Here is a 23154-nt window from a genome sequence, read left to right as displayed (position 1 = left end):
GAAATCGATTCCGCTATAATCTTCGCCCAACCAAATCGTCTTCTCCTCATTATTTAAGGTAGATGCCCATGCGTCCAAACGATCGCAAGGCGGACCAAGTTCGCCCAATCAAAATTACTCGTAACTACACGGCTTACGCTGAAGGTTCAGTGTTAGTTGAGTTCGGTAACACCAAAGTGTTGTGTAATGCGACCGTCGAAGAATCAGTGCCACGTTGGTTAAAAGGCCAAGGTAAAGGCTGGGTGACCGCTGAATACGGCATGCTACCTCGTGCGACTCACTCGCGTACTCGCCGTGAAGCGGCAAACGGTAAGCAGGGTGGCCGTACAATGGAAATCCAACGCCTTATCGCGCGTAGCCTACGTGCAGTTGTCGATTTGCAAGCTATGGGCGAATTCATGATCACGGTTGACTGTGATGTAATTCAAGCTGACGGCGGCACACGTACTGCATCAATCAGTGGTGCAAGCGTTGCAATGGCAGATGCATTCCAACACCTTGTCGATAGCGGCAAGCTAAAAGCAAACCCAATGAAAGGCCACGTAGCGGCAGTATCAGTTGGTTTGCTTGGTGATGAAGTGCTGTGTGACCTTGAGTACGTTGAAGATTCAGCAGCAGACACCGACATGAACGTTGTAATGACAGAAGAAGGTAAGATGATTGAAATACAGGGCACAGCAGAAGGTGAACCGTTCAGTCATGAACAGCTAATGGCATTACTCGAATCGGCGAAAGTCGGCATTACGGAAATCGTCGCGGCGCAGAAGGCGGCGTTAGCCAATTGATTTAGATAGCTCCCATTATGGGGGCTATTTTTTTATCTCGGGAATAGAGAATTGAATGATTGCCGAGAAGAGACAAAAGAAACCAAGGAAATAGAGAGAAAATAATGAAAGCATACCAGCGTGAATTTATTGAGTTTGCACTTGAGAAAGAAGTTCTTAAGTTTGGTGAGTTTACTTTGAAATCTGGCCGTAAAAGCCCGTACTTCTTTAACGCTGGTCTTTTCAATACAGGCCGTGACCTAGCGCGTCTTGGTCGTTTCTACGCGGCAGCACTTGCGGATTCTGGTATCGAATTCGATGTTCTATTCGGCCCTGCGTACAAAGGGATTCCAATCGCGACAACTACGGCGGTTGCACTTGCGGATCACCACGATATCGACACGCCTTACTGCTTCAACCGTAAAGAAGCAAAAAATCACGGCGAAGGCGGTAACCTTGTAGGTTCAGCGCTTGAAGGTCGTATCATGCTAGTAGATGACGTAATTACAGCGGGTACCGCGATTCGTGAATCGATGGAAATCATCAAGGCGAATGGTGCAGATCTGGCTGGCGTATTAGTGGCTATCGACCGCCAAGAGAAAGGCAAAGGCGAACTTTCTGCGATTCAGGAAGTTGAGCGCGACTTCGGTTGTGCGGTGATTTCTATCGTGAGTTTGGGTGACCTAATCACTTACCTTGAAGAAAAAGGTAACGCGACCGAGCATCTTGAAGCGGTGAAAGCATACCGCGCGGAATACGGCATCTAATTTCCCACTTTTCGAATTCAATAAAAAAGGTATCCAATTGGATACCTTTTCTTTTGCGATTTATTTGTAGCGAATGCCTTTGGGCTCGTTTTCATCTTGCATGGTTTTGTAGCGTTTGTGCAGCCACATCCATTGCTCAGGTGCTCGCAAAATCACTTCTTCCACGTACTTGTTCATGTAAGCCGCCGCAGCCACTTCATCTTTTTGTGGGTAATCGGCTTCAATGCACTTATCAGCGATGATTTCGTATTTGCCTTCGTCATTGCGGAAACCAGAACCTGGAATGATCGCGCATTTTGAGGTGTAGGCTAAAATGCTGGTGCCGGTTGTTGTACAAGCGTCATCAATGGCAAAAAACGGCACGAAGACCGATTTATTGCGGCCGTAATCGTGGTCAGGTAAGTAGAACAAACGCTCGCCGCTGCGCAGTACACGAATCATCTTTTTCACATCTTTGCGATCAATCAGTTTGTTGCCGTTGTGCGTGCGCCCCCAATATTGGATGAAGTTGTACGCTGGGTTGTTGTGAGGACGAAATGCGCCGTAACCCGCAACACCTAAAACAGCAAAAGCTCGCGCGGTAATTTCTAAGTTAAGAGCATGCACACAACACAACAATACGCCTTTCCCTTCCGCGCCTTTTTCTTTTAGAGCGTGGATGTCTTTCTCGACAATGAGCGTTTTGAAGCGCCATGTAGGCCAAAACCATGTAATACCGGTTTCGATCAGTGCCATCCCGGTATTCTTGAAGTTTTCTTCCACGATATGTTGCACTTCTTCTGGCGTTTTCGCGGGGAATGCCAGCTCAAGGTTGCGCTTCGCGATATGCACGCGCTTTTTGCCATAGCGCATGCCTAGCTTGCCAAGTGAACGCCCCAAAGACAGTAATAGGCGATAAGGAAGAATATTGACGATGATAGCCAGTAGACCAAACCCAAGCCAAACTCCCCAGTTACGAGGATGGAGAAGGGAAAGAGAAAACTCGGGCTGCGTGTATTTGTCTTTACTCATAATCTCTACTTAATTTGTGCACTGAGTAGTGCCCAATACTCGTCAAAGTTTGCAGTAGGTTGGTACTTGAAATCGCTGCGCACAAAACGGTTCAGGCTGCCTTCAACTTGCCCAAGAATTTGCGCAGCAAGAATGCGCTCTTCTACAGGGAAAGATTTACCTTCACGAATTTTACGCTCACGCAGAATCTGACGTAGTTGGGTTTCGATACGTTCAAACAGCTGGTTGATGCGTTCACGTAGACGTTCGTTTTCAAACATTAAAGCATGGCCAGACAGAATGCGTGTCAAGCCAGGGTTACGTTCTGAAAATGCAAGAATCAGGTGCATTACCATACGAATACGCTCTAGTGTATCTTTCTCGTCATCTAAAATGCGGTTGATGCGAGTCATCAAGGCTTCTTCGATGAACTCAATCAAACCTTCAAACATGCGAGCTTTACTTGGGAAATGACGGTACAACGCGGCTTCGGAGACGCCGACTTGTTTTGCCAATTTTGCCGTAGTAATGCGTGAAGCGCCTTCTGCAGATTCAAGCATTTGTGCTAATGCTTGCAAGATCTCTTCACGACGATTGGATTTTTTACTGCCGGCCATTAGTTACTTCCTTTCAAAATACAAAGTTGAGCGGAGGGGATTATAAGATGCTAAGTCGCATCACACTAGACTGCTGAGGGCGGAATGGGAGATTTAACACCCTCAGTTGTCATGTTTAGACTAAATTTGTGCCAGTTCTTAATTAGAAAATAAGTGCGAATTACATCAATTCACGCATTTTCTCGAGGATTTTGAAGCTCAGGGCTTCTTTTGACTCTAGAGCTAATGCAAGCTCACCATCAGGCCAAAATAGGGTGATGGCGTTGTCATTACTATTGAAGCCTTGGCCTTCGACTGACACATCGTTAGCGCAGATCATATTGAGGTTTTTCTTCGCTAACTTTCCTCGGGCATAAGTTTCGACATCGTTGGTTTCTGCTGCAAAACCTACCGTAAATGGGCGCTTATCAGTCAGTGCTGCGACGGACGCTACAATATCAGGGTTTTTCACCATTTTGATGGTCATCTGATCGTTGTCTGCCGTCTTTTTCAACTTTTGAGACGCAATGGCCTCAGGTCGATAATCCGCTACTGCTGCGCAGCTGATGAACGCATCGTGACTGATGGCTTGAGCCATCACGGCCTCATACATTTCTTGTGCGCTAGATACCTTAATGCGCTCCACTCCCATCGGTGTGCTCAGGTTGACAGGGCCGCTCACTAGCGTGACTTTTGCGCCTAACTGCGCGGCAGCGTTTGCTAGCGCATACCCCATTTTTCCAGAGCTGTGGTTCGTAATGTAACGCACTGGGTCGATGGCTTCTCGCGTTGGGCCTGCTGAGATCAGAATGGATTTGCCTTCCAAGACTTTAGGTTGGAAAAACTGTTCACACAGATGCACCAATTGCATTGGTTCAAGCATTCGACCCGGACCAACATCACCACAAGCTTGTTCACCTGCTGCTGGACCCCAAATGTACATACCGCGGCGAGCTAGAGTCGCAATGTTCTCTTGCGTCGCGATGTTGCGATACATCTGCTGATTCATTGCTGGAGATACCGCAACAGGCGAATCCGTTGCCAACACTAACGTCGTCAATAAATCATTGCCCATGCCAGCTGACATACGAGCAATGAGGTCTGCCGTAGCAGGAGCAAGCAGCACTAAATCCGCCCATTTAGCTAACTCGATGTGACCCATTGACGCTTCAGCCGCCGGATCGAGCAAGCTATCGGATACTGGTCGTCCTGAGACGGCCTGCATGGTTAACGGAGTAATAAACTCTTTTGCAGCTTTCGTCATGACGACTTGAACTTGTGCCCCTCTCTCTATTAGGCGACGGGTTAGCTCCGCACATTTATACGCGGCAATACCGCCACTGATGCCGAGTAGAATTTTCTTTCCTGCTAGTGTTTGCATGTGAGATCTCCAATTTTTCTGGCAGCGAGTTTAGCATAACGGACTGTTTCAGCACCCAAGCAAATCAAATCCACATCAAACTCCGCGGCATTAGTTACGCAAGTGGAGAAAAAACTCCCGCCTATCTCACAGACAATTTGAGCTGATTTTGCAAGATTGAAAAGAAAAAAGAGGTGGTACAAACATGGTGTTGAAAAGTCGAAACAAATTGCTGCTGATAACCTTAATTCCTCTGTTGTTGATCACGACATTGATCTCTGTGGTGTATTACATCAACAGCAGTAAGAGTTTGGAGGCGGAGCTCGTCCGAGACAGACAGGAGCTGATTGATGCGCGTAAGAAAGAGCTAAAAGCCTACATGATGATGGGTGTAACGGCGATTAAGCCGCTGTATGACTCTGACGTTAATGGCAGTAATAAACAAGCGGCGAAAGAAATCTTAAAAGCGATGCGTTTTGAAAGTGATGGGTACTTTTTCGCGTATGATTCTCAAGGTATCAATACCTTACATGCCATCAAACCGTCGCTGGAAGGTAAAAATCTGTATGACCTTAAAGATGAAAATGGCGTAGCGGTGATTGCTGGCTTGATTGATGCGTCGCAAAAAGGTGATGGCTTTTTGTATTTCTCTTGGCACAAACCAACCATCAACGCTCAGGCACCGAAATTGGGTTACGCTGAGTATCTACAAAAATGGGACTGGGTGCTTGGTACTGGGATCTACATTGATGACATCGACCAACAAGTTGTCATGCAGCGTGAATTGCGCACGCAAGAGTTAAATCAACACACTTTATCTGCGGTGACAATCTCGGTGATTGGCCTGATTATTACCAGCATCTTAACCAGCATTGCTGTTTCGAAAGGCATTAAACCACTTCAGCACGTCGCCGATTCTCTCAAAGATGTTGCTGCGGGTGGCGGTGACTTAACTGCGCGTCTAAAAGTGGAAAGTAAAGACGAAGTTGGCGAAGTCGCGGCTGCCTTTAATGAGTTTATGGATAAACTTCACCCACTGATGCAGGACATTCATCAATCTGCTTCTGACGTTCAAACAGTTTCTGAAGAACTGAATGATCAAACGCGCACAGCGAGCGGTCAAATGCAGAGTCACTGTTTGGAAACGGATAAAGTGGTGACAGCCGTAACAGAGATGAGCATGACGGCAAAAGAAGTCGCGAGCAATACAAATGCCACTGCGCAGGCCATTGATGATGCGAACGATCAGGTCACCGAAGCCCAGCGAGAGGTTGAACAAGCGATTCAAGGCATTACTGAGTTGGTTACAGAGATCAACAGTACATCGGATGCTATCTCTGAGTTGAGTCAGCAAACGGAGCAGATTACCAAAGTATTGGATGTGATTGGCGAGATTGCTGAGCAGACCAACTTATTGGCGCTCAATGCGGCAATTGAAGCCGCGCGAGCGGGCGAGCAAGGGCGTGGATTTGCAGTGGTGGCCGATGAAGTACGTTCACTAGCGAGCCGTACGCAAAATAGCACTCATGAAATTGGCGATATGCTTAAACAGCTACAAAGTGGTGTATCTCGAGCCGTCACGACTATGTCCGCCAGTCAAGAACGCGGCGTGAAAACGGCTGAAGAGTCGGCACTGATTCAACAGTCTTTGTCTGGTGTTCACCATTCTATTGGTACAATTCGCGATATGGGAATTCAAACCGCATCAGCGGCAGAAGAACAAAGTGCGGTGGCGGAAGACATCAACCAGAACTTGGTGGCGATTCAACAGATCGTCAACAACATCAATGACACCTTGCAACACGCAGAAACGATCAGCACTCAGTTGTCACAATCCGGCACGGAAATTCACGATCTGGTCGGCAACTTTAAACTCTGATGAACCATTAAATTGCACATAAAATCAGAGTGGAACGAAGAAAGCGAAAGTCACCCTCGACTTTCGCTTTCTGTTTTGTGGAATAGGGATTCTTACCTTCAAAGAGAGTTCCGATGATACTCAAAGCTTTGCCAAATGAGTCGATGCCACGAGAGAAACTTCTGCAACGTGGGCCGCAGGCGTTAACAGATGCCGAATTACTGGCGATATTTCTCCGTACGGGCACGCAAGGCATGAACGTGATTGAGTTGGCCGATTTCCTTATTCAAGATTTTGGTTCGCTTAGGCAGTTGTTCTCCGCTTCAGAACAGGAGTTTTGTCAGCATAAAGGGTTAGGGCAGGCCAAATATGTGCAATTGCAAGCGGTGTTAGAAATGACTCAGCGATATTTGGCGGAAACCCTCAAGCGTGGCGACGCCTTAACCAGCCCTGAGCAAACTAAATTATATCTCTCCTCTATATTAAGAGACCGCCAAAGAGAGGCTTTTTACATTCTTTTCCTCGATAACCAACACCGAGTAATAAAAGATGAGATTTTATTCGAAGGAACCTTGGATGCTGCATCAGTTTACCCTAGAGAAGTAGTAAAAAGAGCCCTGCACCACAACGCGGCTGCTTTGATTTTGGCGCATAACCACCCGTCCGGTGTTGCCGAGCCGAGCCAGGCAGACCGCAGGATTACAAGGCGATTAATTGATGCGTTGGCGCTGGTGGATATTCGTATTTTGGACCATTTCGTTATTGGCGATGGGGAAAGTGTCTCTTTTGCTGAAAGAGGATGGATATAACTGTGCGTTTTTTAGGTTGTTAGTTGCTAAAAATCTGCTATCATCCTCGCCACTAAATTTTTAACTGAATTCAGCTTGGACTGCTAGAAAAAACCTGCTGTCTAAAAAAAGATCACGAAAACCTGTAAAAAGGATCTGTTCGGGTCTTGAGCAATGCATATCAAGTTAGTATAATGCGCGACCTTTGATAGCCTTGTATGGATTTTCCATAGCGGTTCTTAACCTCTAACTTCTTTTCGAGAGATAGAGAGGTTCGGCCACCAAGGTTGATATCGAGCTGAAACGATTTTGGAGAAGACATTCATGTCACGAGTATGCCAAGTAACTGGTAAGCGTCCAGTAACGGGTAACAACCGTTCACACGCACGAAATGCTACTAAGCGTCGTTTTCTGCCGAACCTACAAACTCATCGTTTCTGGGTAGAGAGCGAAAAACGTTTTGTTAAACTACGCCTTACTGCAAAAGGTATGCGCATCATCGACAAGAAAGGTATCGATACTGTTCTTGCTGATATCCGTGCACGTGGCGAAAACGTTTAAGAGGAAATAGGCAATGGCAAAGAAAGGCGTTCGTGAGAAAATCCGTCTAGTATCTTCAGCAGGTACAGGCCACTTCTACACAACTGATAAGAACAAGCGTAACATGCCAGGCAAATTTGAGATCAAGAAATTTGATCCAGTTGTACGCCAGCACGTTATGTACAAAGAAGCTAAAATCAAATAATTGATTTTGTCTCTTTGACGATTTGAAAAACCCAACTTTCGAGTTGGGTTTTTTATTATCTGAAATCCTCACTATTCCTTCAAATCTACCTTCACCATGTTTACATGCCGATGCTCTAGTCAATTCCTGTAACCTTTGCTAGTTTGTCACTAGAACTAAGATAGTAGGAACTGTTATGCGTATTAGTCCGACTCGCCGTCGCCGTTGGAACAATATTCTAATATTGGGCATTATCGCGTTTATCGTGATCTTAAATGCACCGATGTGGATCAAAACGTACTTGTTGTCAGAAAACGTTGATCCTTATCCGCATTTACTTCGAACTGATCATTCGGTTAGCGCTATTTATTCCAATAGTCTTGAATTGGAGTTTCGCGATGGGCGATGGCATGCGAATGCAGATGTTCCTCTCCCTCTATCTGAACTTATTGCTCGCTGGCAAGCGCTCGAAGGTACGGAGTTATCTGCGCTGCAATACGACACTCTTAAAGATAAGTTAGGCACACCAGAAACCATCGAAGTCTGGTATCAAGGCGTCGAAGAACCGCAGCGAATTACTCTTTATCGTCTTCATGATTTTTGGTTGTTCAAGAATTGGCAAGACAAATGGATCGCGATTTCTGTTGAGAGTAGTTACATCATGCCTAAGTGAGTAGTGGTTAATAACCTCGTAGATAGACAGTGTTTGCGCTTGTACTTTTCGATTATGCTAACTGCCTTTCAGTAAGGCTTTGAGTGTTTTAAGGAGAATTAAATGCCTGAATTACCAGAAGTTGAAGTAAGCCGGATGGGTATTAGTCCACATATGGTTGGACAAACGATTAAGGCATTTGTTTTTCGCACACCCAAACTGCGCTGGGATATCCCGCAAGAGCTGAAATTGCTTGAAGGGCAAGTGATTCGAGCCATTCATCGTCGCGCAAAGTATTTGCTCATAGAAACGGATGCAGGAACTGCTATTGTGCACCTTGGAATGTCAGGCTCGTTACGTGTGTTGGATGCTGATTTTCCTGCGGCTAAGCACGATCATGTCGATCTCAAACTTACAAATGGTAAAGTGCTGCGTTATAACGACCCTCGACGCTTTGGTGCTTGGCTATGGTGCGCTCCTGGTGAGTCCCATGCGGTACTTGAGCATATGGGACCAGAGCCTCTAACTGATGTGTTTAATAGCGAGTACATTGCTGATAAAGCACAAGGTAAGCGTGTCGCGGTAAAGCAGTTCATCATGGACAACAAAGTCGTGGTCGGTGTGGGGAATATTTACGCCAATGAATCTCTGTTTAAATCTCGTATTCTCCCAACCCGACAAGCAGGTCAAGTGACGCCCCAAGAATGGGTACTGTTAGTGGAAAACATCAAAGCCACGCTAAAAATTGCCATTAACCAAGGTGGTACGACTTTAAAAGACTTCGCTCAAGCCGATGGCAAGCCGGGTTATTTTGCTCAAGAACTTTTAGTGTATGGAAAAGCGGGTGAGCCTTGCCCAGAGTGCGGCGAAGCTCTCCAAGAACAAAAGATAGGCCAACGCAATACCTTCTTCTGCGGGGAATGTCAGAAGTAAATACATTGAAAAACGTTACATTTGCCCGGACTTTTCGAAATATTTCTTCGCAACTAATAGTGAAATTAAGCGCTCACGCTTTTGGTTTCGGAATTGGTCGACCCATGCATGAGCGTTGTTTATTATGTTTTCTGCCTCATCTGGGTGTGCGATGTAGTACTCCATTTTTTCAATTAAATCGGAATAGTCATTTGCAACCTCAACATAGTGAACACCAGCTTCCAGACGGCCCTCCATAAACCAAGTTTCATATTTTGGTTTAGACATTATGACCAGTGAGTTTGAAGACATTGCCCACTTAAGATTGGTGGCCACATCATTCCCTTCGATTGCTAGCAAAAACTTATAATGTAACTGTTCTTCAATCGACATAAACTCTTTTTCCCAAGGATCGCCGTTAGTGGGTTGAGTTTGACCTATGTTGCATAATGGATGAGTATAGTATTGCTCAATCACCTTTTTGCGGTGCAGCTGGTATCCAGCACCTCTCCAAGCGACCATATTTTTCTTTTTACGAAATGGTAAGGAATCAGAAGTAAACTGGAAGTGACGAATTTCATTCAATTTGAGTAATACAGAATTTTGATTCTCTCCAGTAATTGGGCGACTTTTCAGAAAGCTAGGGTATTCCGGAATATGAGAAATATCACCATTCAAAAACTGGAATAAACATTGCGATGGAAAAGATTTTACTACCTTATGGAGGTCGAAATAGTACGTCGTACCACCTGTTTTTTTAAACTTTCCTACGCAGGTTGAGGTACCTTTTGGAAGCTCAAATTGGGCATCAACCTTGTTGTAGTAATTGACTCTGTCTTGGATATAAGAGTTTAAAGGCGTTTTCTGGATAAGTTTATTGGTCAGTCTTCTTCGGAGTGTATCTGGTATTAAGACCTGAAGGCTATTTAAAAAGTAGTATTTGAACTTTCTGAAACTCATGATGCAATTTTCTCAGTGATAGCGACGTGAACACATTTCGGCACAAACGGTTCTATATCGCCGCCATGGATTGCTACTTCACGGACGATGGTAGAAGAGAGAAAAGCATACTCTTCTGCTGGTGTCAGGAACACGCTCTCAACACCTGGTAACAGTTTGCGATACATGCTCGTTAGGCCAAATTCATATTCAAAGTCGACAGTTGTTCTGAGACCTCGCACCAATACATTTGCTTCTTGCTTACGAGCAAAATCAACTAGTAAGCCACTAAAACCAGCGGTTGATACATTGCTTAAGTGCGCTGTTGATTCTTCAACGAGTTTTACTCGTTCTTCTAAGCTAAACAGTGTTTTTTTCGAAGGACTTGCCGCGACACCGATGATAATTTGGTCAAACATATTGGCTGCACGTGTAACAATATCTAGGTGACCGTTCGTGATTGGGTCGAAGGTTCCTGGGTAAATGACTTTTTTCATCGTAAAACTTTCTCGTAAACATCTACGTATTGTTTAGCAGTGTAGTTGATATCAAATAACTTTAGTTTCTCTTGCCCATTGGCAATGAAGTCTTGTTGAAGCTTCTTATCTTGAGCGATCTTTATTATTGCATTCGCCAACTCTTGTGCATTGCCTGGTTCAACAAGTAAGCCGTTTGAATTGTGGTCGATAATGTCGGGGATGCCACCTGCATTAGTACCTATAACAGGTAAACCAGAGCCCATCCCTTCCAAAATGACAGAGCCTAGTCCCTCTGTGTAAGAAGGATGAACCTGCAAATCTGCCGCAGCAAACCAATCGCCCATATTGCTTTGTTTTCCCTCGAAACTGATGTTAGTTAGGCCTTTTGCTTGTGACTCAAGTGCCTGCCTCTCTGAACCATCACCTAGCAAACAAAAATGGACAAAGGGTGCGGACTTTTCTAACAGCCTTGCCGCGTCGACAGTGACATTGAAGCCTTTATGTTTCAGCATGTTTGCTCCATGTATCACTATAAATTTGCCTGCGAAGCGGCCTCTAATTGCTTGTACAGTTTCAGCGTTAGCAGGGTATGTCACCGGTGAACTTGGGATTTTGTAGGTTACTGAAGTTGGGTAAGCGTCTTTCACTCTCTGAACTATTTCAGTACTTAAACCTACCACAGCGGAGGCTTTCGAATAGGCGAAGTTTGCCAACCATTTCTTTTTCAATGCGTTGTCGATTCGGCGAGTGACAATATATGGTTTGCCGTAGAGCATATTTTGGATCAGAGCCCAATAAATGGCACGTCCTTCATGTACATGGATCAGAGCACAATCCTTAGTGATAGATTTTGAGTGTGCTTTGGTAAAGTGGTTAGCTAATACCACTTTAACGCCTAACGCTTGTACCGCATCGGCGAAAGGGCTCTTAGGGTTTGCAACAACTGTCAGTTGATAGCCGAGCTTTACTTGCTGCTTAATGAGTTGCAGCGTCTGATTCTCGCCACCGTGGTATCCAGAAGCTAAGTTAACGTGGCAAATGTTCATGTTATTGCTCTTTATTATGTTTTTTGACGTAATCACGCAGCCACAGGTCTGCATAGCGAGTAAAGGTTGTATTTGCACTTAGTACAGCAAGTAAAAAACCATGCCGACCATCTAAGAAGCCACGTTTAATAATATACATTTTGAAGAAACGGAAGAAGCCATGGTTAAATGCACTAAAAAGTGAGGCTGACTTTTTACCTTCACGCTGGTCAGCCCAAGATTGCATGTATAGTTGGGTTTTTCGCGTGTACTCGCCAAGCCTTTCATAAGTAAAATGCTTCAAACGGCCATTTAATGAAACTACTTTGAAGCCATCGGGAATAACAACGCTTTCATGAACTAGCGCATCGTTATATCTCGTTTCTGATGTTTTGTATAAACGCACAACCCAATCAGGTGACCAGCCTGAGTAACGAATCTCTTTGGCAAAGGCTGTCGTCAGTCGGTTTACACTATAAACGTTTTGATCGCTATGTTGGTTGATTGCGTCGAGTATATCTTGCCGCAATTCATCGGTAACACGCTCATCGGCATCTAACCACAATACGTAGTCGGCCGTAACATATTGCTGCGCAAGTTGGCGTTGTTTTCCAAACCCCGGCCAGTCTAAGTTGGTATAGAACTTATCAGTGTATTGTCGGGCAATTTCTTCAGTGCGGTCGGTACTGCCCGAGTCGAGGATGACAATCTCATCAACCCAACCTTTTACGGTGTCTAGACAAGCTTTTAAATGCTTCTCTTCATTTTTGACGATTAAGGCAACGGCTAAAGTTGGCTTGGACAAATTGACTTCCTTCTTAACAAATCTATACAGGGAGTTTACTGGTATTGCGGGTACAAATCTTCAACGACTTGATTGAACATTGTAATCACTTGCTTGCTTGTGATGCGATTCATTGCTTTTTCATCTTTCGCACGAGTTCTCCAGCTTAGTTGTTGGCTGGTTTTTCCTGTTTCAGCCAAGATGACTTCCTCATAAACTGAGACGGCATACTGTAGATAGCGATATGGGCCCACTCGAACCGGATTATGGTGGGCATATAAACCAATGATCGGTGTGTTCATGGCGCTTGCCATGTGAGCTGGCCCGGTATCAGGCGCGATGACCATGTCTACTTTGTCAATCAGAGCCAGCATTTGCAGGATTGAGCTTTGCCCAACTAAATTTAGACATGGCTCTTCCAGTCGAGATTGAATGGCATCTGCCAAATCCAGTTCGACTTGAGCTGGGCTGCCAGCCAGAATTACATTCCAACCTTGTGCTCTCGCATGGTGGATGACGTCTATGTACCCTTCAGCATTCCAGTTTTTATATGCTTTACTGGCTCCTGGCACAATCAGTAGGTTGGGTTTGTCGCAAGAAACATGACTCTCTGCCCACTCTTGGTCTTGTGTGGAGTAGGAAAGTGCCCAGTCTAACTCCGTGTTAAGGATACCAATTTGATGAGCAAAAGCCATCAAACCATCCGCCACGTGCAGAGATTGTGGTGAGGGAACTTTGACATTGGTGAATAGTGTTTGAAAATCTTGGCTTCTGTCAGATGAAAAACCAAGTTTGTATTTTGCCTTAATGCCCAAAGTCGCGACGCTCGCTCGAATCGCATATTGCATATGTAACAGAGCATCAAATTCTCGGCCCTTTAACTGTTTCCACAAGGCTTTATAGCCATCTAAACCAGCTTTTTTATCGAAGACAATGATTTCGACCCCCTCAATCGCCGCTAGCAACTGAGCTTCCAACTTGCCAGTAATCCAAGTTATTTGCGTGGTTGGCCACTGTTTCTGAATTGCTTGCACAGTAGCGATGGTATTACACACATCTCCAATAGCAGATAAACGCAAGATGCATAATGACGATGGGGCAGAAGTGAACATAATTATTGTCTGACTAGATGAATAGAGGCAGGTAAATTATGCAGACATCCCGAATAAATGTAAAATACACGGCTCCAATATAACGAAGTACCGATAAGTGTTCTGCAATGTCAAAGACAACACCGCATCAATCGCAAGAATCTGGAAAGCCAGGCAATACTGGGGTAAAGCGCATTATCAAAGCGACAGGTTATTCTATACAGGGATTAAAAGCCGCTTTTAAACATGAAGCTGCTGTTCGACAAGAGCTCGCTTTGCTAAGCATTGCTGTGATTTTGGCGTGCGTGGTTGATGTCGGGATGATAGAGCGCATCTTATTGATTGGTGTCGTGGTATTAGTTCTGATTGTCGAACTGATTAACTCCGCGATAGAAGCAGTGGTGGATCGCATTGGTGTTGAACGCCATGAATTAAGTGGTCGCGCTAAAGATATAGGATCGGCAGCCGTTATGGTTGCGTTAGCGTTCGCAGCTTTTACTTGGCTATACATCTTGGCCAGTCGCTACCTAGGCTAGAGGTTACAACATGATTCAGCAGTATCGAGATAGCAACCAAGTCATTTGGTTTGATGAGGAGCTTATTGAAGATCCTGGTCAGCCTATTTTTGATGCCGAGTATTGGCAATCCACCAACAAAGTAACTGGCAGTGCGTCAGGGCGTGGCACGACTTGGTTTGTTCAGCTTGATACGATGCAAGCCGCTCTGCGTCATTATCGACGTGGTGGCTTGTTTGGTAAGTTAGTTAAAGACAATTATTGGTTTTCAGGTTGGGAGCAAACGCGTTGTGCGCAAGAGTTCCAACTATTACTTACACTGATTAATGCTGGCGTTCATGTGCCAAGGCCAATTGCTGCGAGAGCTGTGAAATCTGGATTGACATATCAGGCCGATTTATTGAGTGAGCGCATTCCTAACGCAAGAGACCTGGTCAGTATCTTGCAGGAAAAACCGTTACCGGAAGGAATGTATCAAAAAATAGGGCAAGAAATTGCCAAAATGCACAACGCTGGCGTTAATCACACAGACCTGAATATCCACAACATCTTGATCGATGACAAAGATAAAGTGTGGATTATTGATTTTGATAAGTGCCGCAAACAAGAGCACGGCGACTGGAAAAAGCAAAACTTAGAAAGGCTTCTTCGCTCATTCAAAAAAGAACTGCTCAAACGCCAAATCATTTGGCAAGCGTCCGATTTTGATCATGTACAAAAAAGTTATACTGAAAATACGTAAAGTGAGCTTTTTGTCAGTTATTCGTGAGACAATCCAATAGCGCATTTCGGTACACCCACTAAAAGTACCCATTAAAGTAGGTAACATTTGCAATGAAAATACTAGTAACAGGCGGGGCAGGCTTCATTGGCTCAGCTGTCGTTCGACACATTATTCGTGACACCCAAGATAGCGTCGTGAATTTAGACAAGCTCACCTACGCAGGAAACTTGGAGTCGTTGGTGGATGTTGCGGACAGTGACCGTTATTACTTCGAGCAAGTGGATATCTGTGACCGAACTGAACTAGACCGCGTGTTTTCAGAGCATCAACCCGATATGGTGATGCATTTAGCGGCTGAGTCGCATGTCGATCGCTCTATTGATGGTCCTGCTGCTTTTATTGAGACCAACGTCATGGGCACTTACCATCTTCTTGAAGCGGCGCGTCAATATTGGTCAAGCCTTGAGGAAGCGAACAAATCGGCGTTTCGTTTTCATCATATTTCTACGGATGAAGTGTATGGCGATTTAGAGGGTACGGATGATTTATTCACCGAAACCACCTCATACGCTCCAAGCAGCCCATACTCGGCGTCTAAAGCGTCGAGCGATCACCTTGTACGCGCTTGGCAGCGTACTTATGGTCTCCCAACACTCGTAACCAATTGCTCAAACAACTATGGTCCGTACCATTTCCCAGAGAAGTTGATCCCACTGATGATTCTGAATGCCCTCGATGGCAAGCCTTTACCTGTGTATGGTGATGGCATGCAAATCCGAGATTGGCTGTTTGTGGAAGACCATGCTCGCGCGCTTTACAAAGTCGTGACGGAAGGTGAAATCGGCGAGACCTACAACATCGGTGGCCATAACGAAAAAGCAAACATCGAAGTAGTGAAAACCATTTGTGCTTTGCTTGAAGAGCTGCGACCAGACAAGCCGGCAGGTGTTGAGTCTTATGAATCTTTGATCACTTATGTCAAAGATCGCCCAGGTCATGATGTGCGCTACGCAATTGATGCCACCAAGATTGCTCAAGAGCTTAACTGGACGCCAGAAGAAACCTTTGAAAGCGGCATTCGCAAAACCGTGGAATGGTACCTCAATAATCCGCAATGGTGGCAACGCGTGCTTGATGGTTCATACAGTTTAGAGCGATTAGGAGCGGGCGAACAATGAAAGGCATTATTTTAGCAGGTGGCTCGGGCACTCGCCTTTACCCTATTACACGCGGTGTCTCTAAGCAGTTACTGCCGGTTTATGACAAACCAATGATTTACTACCCGTTGTCGGTACTCATGCTTGCTGGCATTCGTGAAATCTTGATCATCACCACGCCAGAAGACCAGGAAGGATTTCAGCGCCTATTGGGTGATGGCTCAGAGTTTGGCATTGAGTTGCAATACGCGATTCAACCAAGTCCAGATGGCTTAGCTCAAGCCTTCATCATTGGTGAAGAATTCATTGGCGATGATTCAGTATGTTTAGTGCTAGGTGACAACATCTTTTATGGGCAAGGTTTTTCGCCGAAGCTACAACAAGCTGCAGCATTAACAGAAGGTGCGACGGTCTTTGGTTATAAAGTGAAAGATCCTGAGCGTTTTGGTGTGGTGGAATTTGATTCTGATATGCATGCTGTCTCTATTGAAGAAAAACCGGTGGCGCCCAAGTCTAACTACGCGGTTACAGGTCTGTATTTTTATGATAATCAAGTCGTTAAGTTGGCAAAACAAGTACAGCCATCAGAACGAGGGGAATTAGAAATCTCTACTCTGAATCAGATGTACCTAGATCAAGGTCACCTTAATGTTGAGCTACTAGGGCGTGGTTTTGCTTGGCTAGATACAGGTACGCACGAGAGTCTGCATGAAGCATCTTCATTTGTTCAAACCATTGAGAATGTACAAGGTCTTAAAGTTGCTTGCCTTGAAGAGATTGCTTACCGTCAAGGATGGTTGTCTAAAGAACAATTACTTCAGGCTGGTGACGCATTGGCAAAGAACGAATATGGTCAGTATCTATTAGCATTATTGGAAGAATAAGTTTTGGCACTAATAAAATGGGTTGATTTTCCAGTTATTGGAGATGAACGAGGTAGTCTTGTTGCGTTAGAGGGAAGTATTAATATTCCGTTTGATATTAAGCGTGTTTATTACTTATTTGGTATGCAGCCTGACTTACCCCGTGGCTTTCATGCACACAAAGAGCTGGTACAACTGGCAGTCTGTTTAAAAGGACGTTGTGATATTTTAATGGATGACGGTAAAAATAAAGAGACCGTGACATTAGATTCACCGGAAAAGGGATTGATGATTGATGTGATGCAGTGGCATGAAATGAGAGACTTTTCTGAAGACTGTGTACTGCTGGTATTGGCAAGCGATGTATATAATGAAGCAGATTATATTCGTGATTATAGCAAATTCCTTGAAGAGATGAAAAATGAACATACATCCAACAGCGATTGTTTCTGAGAACGCAGAGTTAGGTAAAAACGTTACCATTGGTGCTTATTCAATTATTCATGAGAATGTTGTAATTGGTGACAATACGATCGTTGAATCGTACTGTGAGTTAGGTGTATCCAATCACCTTTCAGGCGGTGAAAAGTTGGTTATTGGTCCGGATTCATATATTCGCTCTCGGAGCACTTTCTATGAAGGGTCTACATTTGGTGCGAAGTTGACGACAGGGCACAATGTTACGGTTCGAGAAAAAACAATAGTAGGTGAAAACTTTCAGCTTGGTACTTTAAGTGATATTCAAGGACACTGTACTATAGGTGATTACGTTAGAACTCACAGTAATGTACATATAGGTCAACATAGTCATATTGGTAATTTTGTTTGGATCTTTCCATATGTTGTCATTACAAACGATCCGCACCCGCCTAGCAATGTGATGCAGGGTGCTACAATTGAAGATTTTGCAGTTCTGGCTACGATGTCAGTTATATTGCCGGGTTCAATAATTTCCGAAGGGGTGTTTGTTGGTGCTCATTCTTGCGTTGGTGGGCGAACTGAAAAGGATATGCTTTATTCCGGTTCTCCAGCAAAAAAAATCTGTCCAACATCAAAGATAAAACTTAAAGATGGCTCCAGAAAGCCAGCTTATCCATGGCGTAAGCATTTTCACAGAGGTTATCCAGAGGATGTTGTAGCAACTTGGAATAAGGAGCAAATCGAAAATGTATGACATTGAGGAGCTGGAAGTAGGTATGTCTGCGTCATATTCACAGACAATCACTGATGCTGATATCAAGCAATTTGCGGGGATCTCTGGAGATAGAAACCCAGTGCATCTAGATGAAGAATATGCAAGTCAATCAAGGTATGGAAAAAGAATTGCTCACGGAATGAATAGTGCTAGTTTTTTTTCCGCACTTTTTGGCACTAAATTACCGGGTAAGGGATGTGTATATGTTTCACAATCTCTTAAGTTCAGAATGCCAGTTTATATCAACGATACAGTAACAGCGACGGTAATTATTGAAAAAATAGATAAAGATAAACGAAGAGTTTATTTTAAGACATACTGTAAAGTGGGTCGTAAGAAAGTTATAACAGGCGACGCCGAGATTTATATCCCAGAGAAATAAAATGATTCCATTTTTAGATTTAAAAAGCATTAATCAGCAATATCAAGCTGAGCTGAAAGAAGCTTGTGCCCGAGTTATTGATTCTGGCTGGTATATTATGGGTAAGGAGCTGGGTCAATTTGAAACAGATTTTGCCGCTTACTGTGGAACTAAGTACTGCATCGGTGTAGCAAATGGCCTAGATGCCTTGACCCTGACTTTAAGAGCATGGAAGGAGCTAGGGAAGCTTGAGCTCGGCGATGAAGTAATTGTGCCCGCAAATACTTATATTGCTTCTGTTTTAGCGATTACTGAAAATGGTTTGGTCCCGGTTTTGGTTGAACCTGATGAACACTCTTTTAACTTAAGTGCGGCAAATATTGAGGCGGCAATCACTTCGAAGACAAAAGCCATATTGCCTGTTCACCTCTATGGTCAAATATCACCAATGCGTGAAATTATGGGGATTGCTGAGAAGAACCAACTATTGGTTCTGGAAGACTGCGCGCAATCTCATGGTGCGTTAATCGACAAGAAAAAATGTGGCGCCTGGGGGCATGCTGCTGGATTTAGCTTCTACCCTGGAAAAAACCTGGGTGCACTTGGTGATGCCGGCGCTATTACGACTGATGACAAAGAGCTATTTGAGACGCTGATGGCGTTAAGAAATTATGGTTCTCATAAAAAGTATGAGAACAAATACCAGGGTGTTAATTCGCGTTTGGACGAAATTCAAGCGGCAATGTTAAGAGTAAAACTAAAGCATCTGGATGAGGAAACTGATCGCCGCCGAATGATCGCAAACGTATATTTACAGAATATATCGAATTCCAAAATTATTTTACCAACAGTTGACTCGGCTGAAGAGCATGTGTGGCACCTATTTGTGGTGAGAACAGAGCATAGAGAAGATTTGGCTCGTTATCTACACCAAGAGGGGGTGCAAACGCTGGTACATTACCCAACCCCTCCTCATCAACAAGAGGCTTATCGCTGTTTATCGGAAAACACATTGCCCTTGACGGAGAGAATTCACCAAGAAGTGCTAAGCCTGCCAATGGGACCAACTCTTTCGGTTGAAGACGCAGAAAAAATTGTCCGGATTATTAATCAATATTAGGATAATTAAATGAAGAAAATTATTGATGATATGATTGTGGCAATATTTTGCTATAAGCAATCTGCGTATATTGAAGGTGCTATCAAATCTATATTTAATCAGACGGTTTGGCCTAAAAAGCTGTACATTTTTGATGATTGTTCCCCCGATGATACCGAGACGGTGATTGAAAAAACACTCATGGAAAAGCCAGAAGGGCTTAATATTGAGTTTATTAAAAATGAATGTAATGTTGGCCTCGTCTCTCAATTTAATAAATTGAAAGAGATGTTTAATGATACGCTGATCGTTGTTCAGGCCGGTGATGATATGTCTAAGCCACAACGACTTGAAAAACAATATCAAGCCTGGAAAGAGCAGAGAGATGTTAAGCTCATTTTGTCGCAGTTTGACAAGATTGATGAACATGGCAACTTTGTTTCTGGCAGAGATGAAGGTGAAGTTTTTGATGACTCTTATCAATCAATTATCGAGCGTCAAGTTTTACCAGCAGGCTGTACCGCAGCGATTGACTCATCATTGTTTAATGGTTTTCCGGAAATTGATAAAGAAGTTATCAACGAAGATCGAGTATTTATCTTCAGAAGCCGATTAAAAGGAAAAAGCATTAAGTTAATGGAGTCATTAATTGACTATCGATATGATGTTGGAATTAGTGCCTTAAAACAAAGAACAAAAGAAGAATTCATCAATAAATGGAAAGTGATGTATGAAAGAGAGTTAATTGATTTACGGATGAATATAAAAGATGCTAAGGCTGTAGGAAATACAGAGGTAGTTAAAGCCCTAGATGAAAAACATCTGTTTGTGGAAATATTAAGAGCTCTCTTTAGTGGAGAATTTGATAGTAAAGCTCAAGCATGGAAGGCTTACTTTTCCCGAGGTGTTAAGTTAAGTCGATTGTTTAAATTCAATAGAAGAGTAAAGAAGTATTTCAGAAACTCTAGTTGTTGAGCAGGATTGCTAGTTACTTCTGTCATTGAGCTTTAGGTGGTAATGTTGGTATGAGATATCTAATTATTAAAAAAATAATAGCCAAATACAGAAAGTTTGCTTTGTGTATATACCGGAGAAAGTTCTTATTTTATGCGTTATTTAGGGAAGGTCAGACAGAAATTGGGAGGGATATTTCTATTAGTCAGCCTGTCAAGATTGTGGGTAAAGGAAGGGTTAGTATTGGTGATGGTGTTTGTTTGGGTTATGACACATCTCCACAATTGCGACTTTCAGAAGTATATATAGAAGCCCGAGGCGAAGAAAGTACTATTGAAATCGGTCGAAATGTGATGATTAACAATGGTAGTGCCGTTATTGCCGATAAATCCTCTATACATATAGGTGATGAAACATTAATTGGTCCCGGTTTTATGTGTTTGGGGAGTAATTTTCATCCACTTTCTCCTGATAAAAGAAAGACATCAGATTACACATGTAAGCCAATCATAATCGGTCGAAATGTTTTCATTGGTGCAAATGTGACTATTCTGCAAGGCGTTGAGATCGGAGATAACAGTGTTATTGGCGCTGGTTGTTTGATATCACAGAATGTTGAAAAGAACAAAATAGTGAGGGCAAATGCCCCCATAATAGAAACTCTTAATATTGATTAGCGGTGTTGTTTAATTAGTTTATAGTATTGGCGGCTCATAAAATTAAGAGAAAATTCTTCTCGTAGCGGGATGGTAAAATCCTTGGGAGAGTTATAAAGCTCAATGATTTTATCTCTCAGACTTGATGTGCTTACTTCACTGAGGCAGTGTTTAAAATTTTCTCCGAAGATCTCTCTGGGGCCGCTATTACAATCGGTTGAAATCACCGGCGTTCCTAAGGCGATGGATTCTAATAATACTGTCGGTAGCCCCTCATAATCTGATGATAGGATAAAACCACTCGAGTTTGCTATCCATGGATAAGGGTTGCTCACAAAGCCGGGCATATGGATTCGCTTGTCGGCACCTTCCATCTGCGCCATCAGATCGTGTATTTCATTAGTTCGGTGCGAATACTCACCGAGTAGAACCAAATCTACGTCTTTGATGTTTGCCTCCAAGTATGCGCGTACTAAACGATCTTGTCGTTTTGCACGGCTAAAGTTGCCCACATTGATGAAGTATTTTTTACTTGGCAATTGAGTGGGTTCCTGTGCGTAACGCTCAAGCGCCTGTTGGCATACCGCATTATAGATCACACTTGTGTTGGTTAGCTTAAAGTTTGTTTTTAAGTCTTCTTCAACCCCTTTTGATACACAGATAATATTTAAACCTTTGTACAGAGAGCGCAGCTTATTTCTTCTAAGTAAACGCTTTAAACCCGTTGAGTTGCTAAGCTTATCGTGGGATAGAGTACTGTGAATGACATGAAAAGTATTATTAAATTCACTGTGTCTCATGATCTTTGATACTGTATCTTGATGACACAGTATCAGTTCTGGTTCAGACGTGGTTATGTTGTTTTTAATATAATCAACAATCAGTTTTGATTTTGACTTTTCGCTAATTCGAAGGTTTAAAGAGTTTCTAATAGTTGTGTCTACATGGTGTATCTTAACACTATTTGAAATTGGTATAAGGCTTTCGTACGGTTTGATTGTAATGATATGTACATCACAGTCATCATATTGACTCAAGCCATCGCTTAATTGGCACACTACTTTTTCAACACCACCGCCTTTTAAGTGTGGCATGATAGATATGATGGTTTTTTTTCTCATAACCGTTCCATAACGAGTAAAATGTTAAAGTGGAAAAATGTATATATTGAAATTATTTGGCTCGTTGATTGTATTCTTTTTGTTTCCATTGTTTGAAAACCCTATACCATTCGATATATATTTTGTTTATCCAGCTTATATTTGATTTAACTTTTCTCTTACCTATAGTCGAAGCCGTATTGCTGCGTGATACTAAAGGAGGAAAGTAACTGTAAATGGTTTGATTTGTTCGCCACTCATTATCCATGAAGTCATCAACCGGTTCGAAAAAACCATCGATCTGTTTGAGGTATCTTTCTGCTGTTGTGGGCGTTATAGCGTAAGCAGAGGTTCCACAAGCACCTTTCAGGTTTGCTATTAGTTTGTATTTTCCATCTATCTTGGCTATATCTACGTGTTTTCGCTCAAAAATATTACCAAGCTTCACTAAACCATATTGCTCTGTAAGCTTTTCTATGTTTTCCAGCTGCTCATGCAGGTGAGCAAGTAGTTCAATATTATCTTCAAGAATTAAAATTGGTTCTTGTATTTTTACACAATGTCGCCAAAGAGCAATATGGCTTGCCCAGCAACCTAACTCCGGAACGGTTAGCTGATAGCCTTTGTACTTGCGCGTTTTCTGCGCATCGTAAAGGGTGTATATAAAGTGGTTCGGATCTTTCTTTATGTTTTCGGCTTCAAAAAACTCAAAGTTAATAGATGATAGCACTTGGGTCATATGCTCTCGACGCTCAACAGATTCTTTGAGATTTATTACGTATGTTTTCATGGTTATGGACA

General features: G+C 43.3%; 28 protein-coding genes. 18 read left to right on the top strand and 10 right to left on the bottom strand.

All coding sequences use genetic code 11. The annotated features are described in order from the left end of the window. The first annotated feature begins 68 nt into the window (after nt 1–68). Nucleotides 69–785 carry a ribonuclease PH gene (gene rph / locus OU793_RS04000; protein WP_005459025.1) on the top strand — a complete coding sequence of 239 codons (717 nt, stop codon included), beginning with the start codon at nt 69–71 and terminating at the stop codon, nt 783–785. Between the two features lie 104 nt (nt 786–889). Further along, complete coding sequence (pyrE, locus tag OU793_RS03995) at nt 890–1531, top strand: orotate phosphoribosyltransferase (RefSeq protein ID WP_005458955.1); 642 nt, start codon at nt 890–892, stop codon at nt 1529–1531. Between the two features lie 60 nt (nt 1532–1591). Here pyrE and OU793_RS03990 read toward each other — a convergent pair whose 3' ends face one another. The 3 genes from OU793_RS03990 to coaBC all read right to left on the bottom strand — a co-directional run bounded on the left by OU793_RS03990 (nt 1592) and on the right by coaBC (nt 4498). Beyond that, entirely contained in the window at nt 1592–2542 is a 951-nt protein-coding gene (locus OU793_RS03990; RefSeq protein ID WP_005496814.1) for a Kdo(2)-lipid IV(A) acyltransferase, read from the bottom strand. A gap of 5 nt (nt 2543–2547) precedes the next feature. Further along, on the bottom strand, nt 2548–3138 hold the full coding sequence (slmA, locus tag OU793_RS03985) for a nucleoid occlusion factor SlmA (RefSeq protein ID WP_005478760.1): 591 nt from the start codon (nt 3136–3138) through the stop codon (nt 2548–2550). Between the two features lie 160 nt (nt 3139–3298). Continuing rightward, the gene (gene coaBC / locus OU793_RS03980; RefSeq protein ID WP_025609695.1) at nt 3299–4498 is read right to left on the bottom strand and encodes a bifunctional phosphopantothenoylcysteine decarboxylase/phosphopantothenate--cysteine ligase CoaBC; all 1200 of its coding nucleotides are present in this window, start codon (nt 4496–4498) and stop codon (nt 3299–3301) included. A 184-nt stretch (nt 4499–4682) separates the two neighbouring features. On the opposite strand from coaBC, the gene OU793_RS03975 reads away from it, so the two are divergent. The 6 genes from OU793_RS03975 to mutM all read left to right on the top strand — a co-directional run bounded on the left by OU793_RS03975 (nt 4683) and on the right by mutM (nt 9432). After that, nucleotides 4683–6356: a methyl-accepting chemotaxis protein gene (locus OU793_RS03975; RefSeq protein ID WP_029809586.1), complete on the top strand. Its 1674-nt coding sequence runs from the start codon at nt 4683–4685 to the stop codon at nt 6354–6356. Between the two features lie 113 nt (nt 6357–6469). Continuing rightward, nucleotides 6470–7144: a DNA repair protein RadC gene (radC, locus tag OU793_RS03970; RefSeq protein WP_005482037.1), complete on the top strand. Its 675-nt coding sequence runs from the start codon at nt 6470–6472 to the stop codon at nt 7142–7144. A gap of 303 nt (nt 7145–7447) precedes the next feature. Further along, nucleotides 7448–7684, top strand: a complete 237-nt coding sequence (gene rpmB / locus OU793_RS03965) for a 50S ribosomal protein L28 (RefSeq protein ID WP_005467944.1) — start codon at nt 7448–7450, stop codon at nt 7682–7684. A 13-nt stretch (nt 7685–7697) separates the two neighbouring features. Continuing rightward, the gene (gene rpmG, locus OU793_RS03960) at nt 7698–7868 is read left to right on the top strand and encodes a 50S ribosomal protein L33 (RefSeq protein WP_004410866.1); all 171 of its coding nucleotides are present in this window, start codon (nt 7698–7700) and stop codon (nt 7866–7868) included. A 175-nt stretch (nt 7869–8043) separates the two neighbouring features. Continuing rightward, nucleotides 8044–8520: a hypothetical protein gene (locus OU793_RS03955; protein ID WP_025573481.1), complete on the top strand. Its 477-nt coding sequence runs from the start codon at nt 8044–8046 to the stop codon at nt 8518–8520. A gap of 102 nt (nt 8521–8622) precedes the next feature. Further along, nucleotides 8623–9432 carry a bifunctional DNA-formamidopyrimidine glycosylase/DNA-(apurinic or apyrimidinic site) lyase gene (gene mutM, locus OU793_RS03950; RefSeq protein ID WP_025789359.1) on the top strand — a complete coding sequence of 270 codons (810 nt, stop codon included), beginning with the start codon at nt 8623–8625 and terminating at the stop codon, nt 9430–9432. Between the two features lie 15 nt (nt 9433–9447). Here the strand turns inward: mutM and OU793_RS03945 are convergent, their stop codons facing one another. From OU793_RS03945 to OU793_RS03925, 5 genes are read right to left on the bottom strand one after another with little or no spacing between them, the layout of a single operon-like run. Beyond that, on the bottom strand, nt 9448–10371 hold the full coding sequence (locus tag OU793_RS03945) for a glycosyl transferase family 90 (RefSeq protein ID WP_025789360.1): 924 nt from the start codon (nt 10369–10371) through the stop codon (nt 9448–9450). After that, the gene (coaD, locus tag OU793_RS03940; RefSeq protein WP_025789361.1) at nt 10368–10847 is read right to left on the bottom strand and encodes a pantetheine-phosphate adenylyltransferase; all 480 of its coding nucleotides are present in this window, start codon (nt 10845–10847) and stop codon (nt 10368–10370) included. Before coaD ends, OU793_RS03945 begins: the two co-directional genes overlap by 4 nt. Further along, nucleotides 10844–11875, bottom strand: coding sequence for a glycosyltransferase family 4 protein (locus OU793_RS03935; protein WP_025789362.1), 1032 nt, complete (start codon nt 11873–11875; stop codon nt 10844–10846). The genes coaD and OU793_RS03935 overlap by 4 nt, the downstream gene beginning before the upstream one ends. Before the next feature lies 1 nt (nt 11876). Continuing rightward, the gene (locus tag OU793_RS03930; RefSeq protein ID WP_042771762.1) at nt 11877–12659 is read right to left on the bottom strand and encodes a glycosyltransferase family 2 protein; all 783 of its coding nucleotides are present in this window, start codon (nt 12657–12659) and stop codon (nt 11877–11879) included. Between the two features lie 35 nt (nt 12660–12694). Beyond that, complete coding sequence (locus OU793_RS03925) at nt 12695–13750, bottom strand: glycosyltransferase family 9 protein (protein ID WP_025789364.1); 1056 nt, start codon at nt 13748–13750, stop codon at nt 12695–12697. A 107-nt stretch (nt 13751–13857) separates the two neighbouring features. Here OU793_RS03925 and OU793_RS03920 point away from each other — a divergent pair, with 107 nt between their 5' ends. The 10 genes from OU793_RS03920 to OU793_RS03875 all read left to right on the top strand — a co-directional run bounded on the left by OU793_RS03920 (nt 13858) and on the right by OU793_RS03875 (nt 21274). After that, entirely contained in the window at nt 13858–14265 is a 408-nt protein-coding gene (locus OU793_RS03920) for a diacylglycerol kinase (RefSeq protein ID WP_005459671.1), read from the top strand. A 10-nt stretch (nt 14266–14275) separates the two neighbouring features. Beyond that, nucleotides 14276–14986 (top strand): 3-deoxy-D-manno-octulosonic acid kinase, encoded by a 711-nt coding sequence (locus OU793_RS03915; protein WP_025789365.1) that lies wholly within the window; start codon nt 14276–14278, stop codon nt 14984–14986. Between the two features lie 92 nt (nt 14987–15078). Further along, nucleotides 15079–16146 carry a dTDP-glucose 4,6-dehydratase gene (gene rfbB, locus OU793_RS03910; RefSeq protein ID WP_025789366.1) on the top strand — a complete coding sequence of 356 codons (1068 nt, stop codon included), beginning with the start codon at nt 15079–15081 and terminating at the stop codon, nt 16144–16146. Beyond that, on the top strand, nt 16143–17009 hold the full coding sequence (gene rfbA / locus OU793_RS03905) for a glucose-1-phosphate thymidylyltransferase RfbA (protein WP_025573493.1): 867 nt from the start codon (nt 16143–16145) through the stop codon (nt 17007–17009). The genes rfbB and rfbA overlap by 4 nt, the downstream gene beginning before the upstream one ends. A 3-nt stretch (nt 17010–17012) precedes the next feature. After that, nucleotides 17013–17441 (top strand): FdtA/QdtA family cupin domain-containing protein, encoded by a 429-nt coding sequence (locus OU793_RS03900; RefSeq protein WP_020839966.1) that lies wholly within the window; start codon nt 17013–17015, stop codon nt 17439–17441. After that, the gene (locus OU793_RS03895) at nt 17410–18162 is read left to right on the top strand and encodes an N-acetyltransferase (protein ID WP_020904340.1); all 753 of its coding nucleotides are present in this window, start codon (nt 17410–17412) and stop codon (nt 18160–18162) included. Before OU793_RS03900 ends, OU793_RS03895 begins: the two co-directional genes overlap by 32 nt. Then, nucleotides 18155–18565, top strand: a complete 411-nt coding sequence (locus tag OU793_RS03890) for a MaoC family dehydratase (RefSeq protein ID WP_020839968.1) — start codon at nt 18155–18157, stop codon at nt 18563–18565. The genes OU793_RS03895 and OU793_RS03890 overlap by 8 nt, the downstream gene beginning before the upstream one ends. Nucleotide 18566: 1 nt before the next feature. Further along, nucleotides 18567–19664, top strand: coding sequence for a DegT/DnrJ/EryC1/StrS aminotransferase family protein (locus OU793_RS03885; protein ID WP_020839969.1), 1098 nt, complete (start codon nt 18567–18569; stop codon nt 19662–19664). Nucleotides 19665–19673: 9 nt separating this feature from the next. After that, a complete protein-coding gene (locus OU793_RS03880; protein ID WP_025789367.1) occupies nt 19674–20618 on the top strand; it encodes a glycosyltransferase in 945 nt (314 codons plus the stop codon). Nucleotides 20619–20668: 50 nt separating this feature from the next. Further along, a complete protein-coding gene (locus OU793_RS03875) occupies nt 20669–21274 on the top strand; it encodes a DapH/DapD/GlmU-related protein (RefSeq protein ID WP_020839971.1) in 606 nt (201 codons plus the stop codon). Here OU793_RS03875 and OU793_RS03870 read toward each other — a convergent pair. Then, entirely contained in the window at nt 21271–22374 is a 1104-nt protein-coding gene (locus OU793_RS03870; protein ID WP_020839972.1) for a glycosyltransferase, read from the bottom strand. The two genes, OU793_RS03875 and OU793_RS03870, sit on opposite strands and share 4 nt — an antisense overlap. 52 nt (nt 22375–22426) lie before the next feature. After that, nucleotides 22427–23143: a glycosyltransferase family 25 protein gene (locus OU793_RS03865; protein ID WP_025789368.1), complete on the bottom strand. Its 717-nt coding sequence runs from the start codon at nt 23141–23143 to the stop codon at nt 22427–22429. Nucleotides 23144–23154 lie beyond the last annotated feature (11 nt).

Origin of the sequence: Vibrio sp. VP6 (assembly GCF_028823755.1) — a bacterium.
In the GTDB taxonomy this organism is placed as follows: Bacteria; Pseudomonadota; Gammaproteobacteria; order Enterobacterales; family Vibrionaceae; genus Vibrio; species Vibrio parahaemolyticus.
Note: the sequence above shows the minus strand (reverse complement) of the source record. Positions and strands in the feature narration are given on the sequence as shown.

Excerpts from the sequence above, each read along its gene's own strand:
- rfbA (WP_025573493.1), top strand. The coding sequence starts at position 16,143 with ATGAAAGGCATTATTTTAGCAGGTGGCTCGGGCACTCGCCTTTACCCT.
- rpmB (WP_005467944.1), top strand. The coding sequence starts at position 7,448 with ATGTCACGAGTATGCCAAGTAACTGGTAAGCGTCCAGTAACGGGTAAC.
- OU793_RS03870 (WP_020839972.1), bottom strand. The coding sequence starts at position 22,374 with ATGAGAAAAAAAACCATCATATCTATCATGCCACACTTAAAAGGCGGT.
- OU793_RS03935 (WP_025789362.1), bottom strand. The coding sequence starts at position 11,875 with ATGAACATTTGCCACGTTAACTTAGCTTCTGGATACCACGGTGGCGAG.
- OU793_RS03925 (WP_025789364.1), bottom strand. The coding sequence starts at position 13,750 with ATGTTCACTTCTGCCCCATCGTCATTATGCATCTTGCGTTTATCTGCT.
- OU793_RS03895 (WP_020904340.1), top strand. The coding sequence starts at position 17,410 with ATGAACATACATCCAACAGCGATTGTTTCTGAGAACGCAGAGTTAGGT.
- radC (WP_005482037.1), top strand. The coding sequence starts at position 6,470 with ATGATACTCAAAGCTTTGCCAAATGAGTCGATGCCACGAGAGAAACTT.
- OU793_RS03890 (WP_020839968.1), top strand. The coding sequence starts at position 18,155 with ATGTATGACATTGAGGAGCTGGAAGTAGGTATGTCTGCGTCATATTCA.
- coaD (WP_025789361.1), bottom strand. The coding sequence starts at position 10,847 with ATGAAAAAAGTCATTTACCCAGGAACCTTCGACCCAATCACGAACGGT.
- OU793_RS03915 (WP_025789365.1), top strand. The coding sequence starts at position 14,276 with ATGATTCAGCAGTATCGAGATAGCAACCAAGTCATTTGGTTTGATGAG.
- OU793_RS03975 (WP_029809586.1), top strand. The coding sequence starts at position 4,683 with ATGGTGTTGAAAAGTCGAAACAAATTGCTGCTGATAACCTTAATTCCT.
- OU793_RS03945 (WP_025789360.1), bottom strand. The coding sequence starts at position 10,371 with ATGAGTTTCAGAAAGTTCAAATACTACTTTTTAAATAGCCTTCAGGTC.
- slmA (WP_005478760.1), bottom strand. The coding sequence starts at position 3,138 with ATGGCCGGCAGTAAAAAATCCAATCGTCGTGAAGAGATCTTGCAAGCA.
- coaBC (WP_025609695.1), bottom strand. The coding sequence starts at position 4,498 with ATGCAAACACTAGCAGGAAAGAAAATTCTACTCGGCATCAGTGGCGGT.
- OU793_RS03880 (WP_025789367.1), top strand. The coding sequence starts at position 19,674 with ATGAAGAAAATTATTGATGATATGATTGTGGCAATATTTTGCTATAAG.
- rfbB (WP_025789366.1), top strand. The coding sequence starts at position 15,079 with ATGAAAATACTAGTAACAGGCGGGGCAGGCTTCATTGGCTCAGCTGTC.
- rph (WP_005459025.1), top strand. The coding sequence starts at position 69 with ATGCGTCCAAACGATCGCAAGGCGGACCAAGTTCGCCCAATCAAAATT.
- pyrE (WP_005458955.1), top strand. The coding sequence starts at position 890 with ATGAAAGCATACCAGCGTGAATTTATTGAGTTTGCACTTGAGAAAGAA.
- OU793_RS03885 (WP_020839969.1), top strand. The coding sequence starts at position 18,567 with ATGATTCCATTTTTAGATTTAAAAAGCATTAATCAGCAATATCAAGCT.
- mutM (WP_025789359.1), top strand. The coding sequence starts at position 8,623 with ATGCCTGAATTACCAGAAGTTGAAGTAAGCCGGATGGGTATTAGTCCA.
- rpmG (WP_004410866.1), top strand. The coding sequence starts at position 7,698 with ATGGCAAAGAAAGGCGTTCGTGAGAAAATCCGTCTAGTATCTTCAGCA.
- OU793_RS03920 (WP_005459671.1), top strand. The coding sequence starts at position 13,858 with ATGTCAAAGACAACACCGCATCAATCGCAAGAATCTGGAAAGCCAGGC.
- OU793_RS03955 (WP_025573481.1), top strand. The coding sequence starts at position 8,044 with ATGCGTATTAGTCCGACTCGCCGTCGCCGTTGGAACAATATTCTAATA.
- OU793_RS03875 (WP_020839971.1), top strand. The coding sequence starts at position 20,669 with ATGAGATATCTAATTATTAAAAAAATAATAGCCAAATACAGAAAGTTT.
- OU793_RS03990 (WP_005496814.1), bottom strand. The coding sequence starts at position 2,542 with ATGAGTAAAGACAAATACACGCAGCCCGAGTTTTCTCTTTCCCTTCTC.
- OU793_RS03865 (WP_025789368.1), bottom strand. The coding sequence starts at position 23,143 with ATGAAAACATACGTAATAAATCTCAAAGAATCTGTTGAGCGTCGAGAG.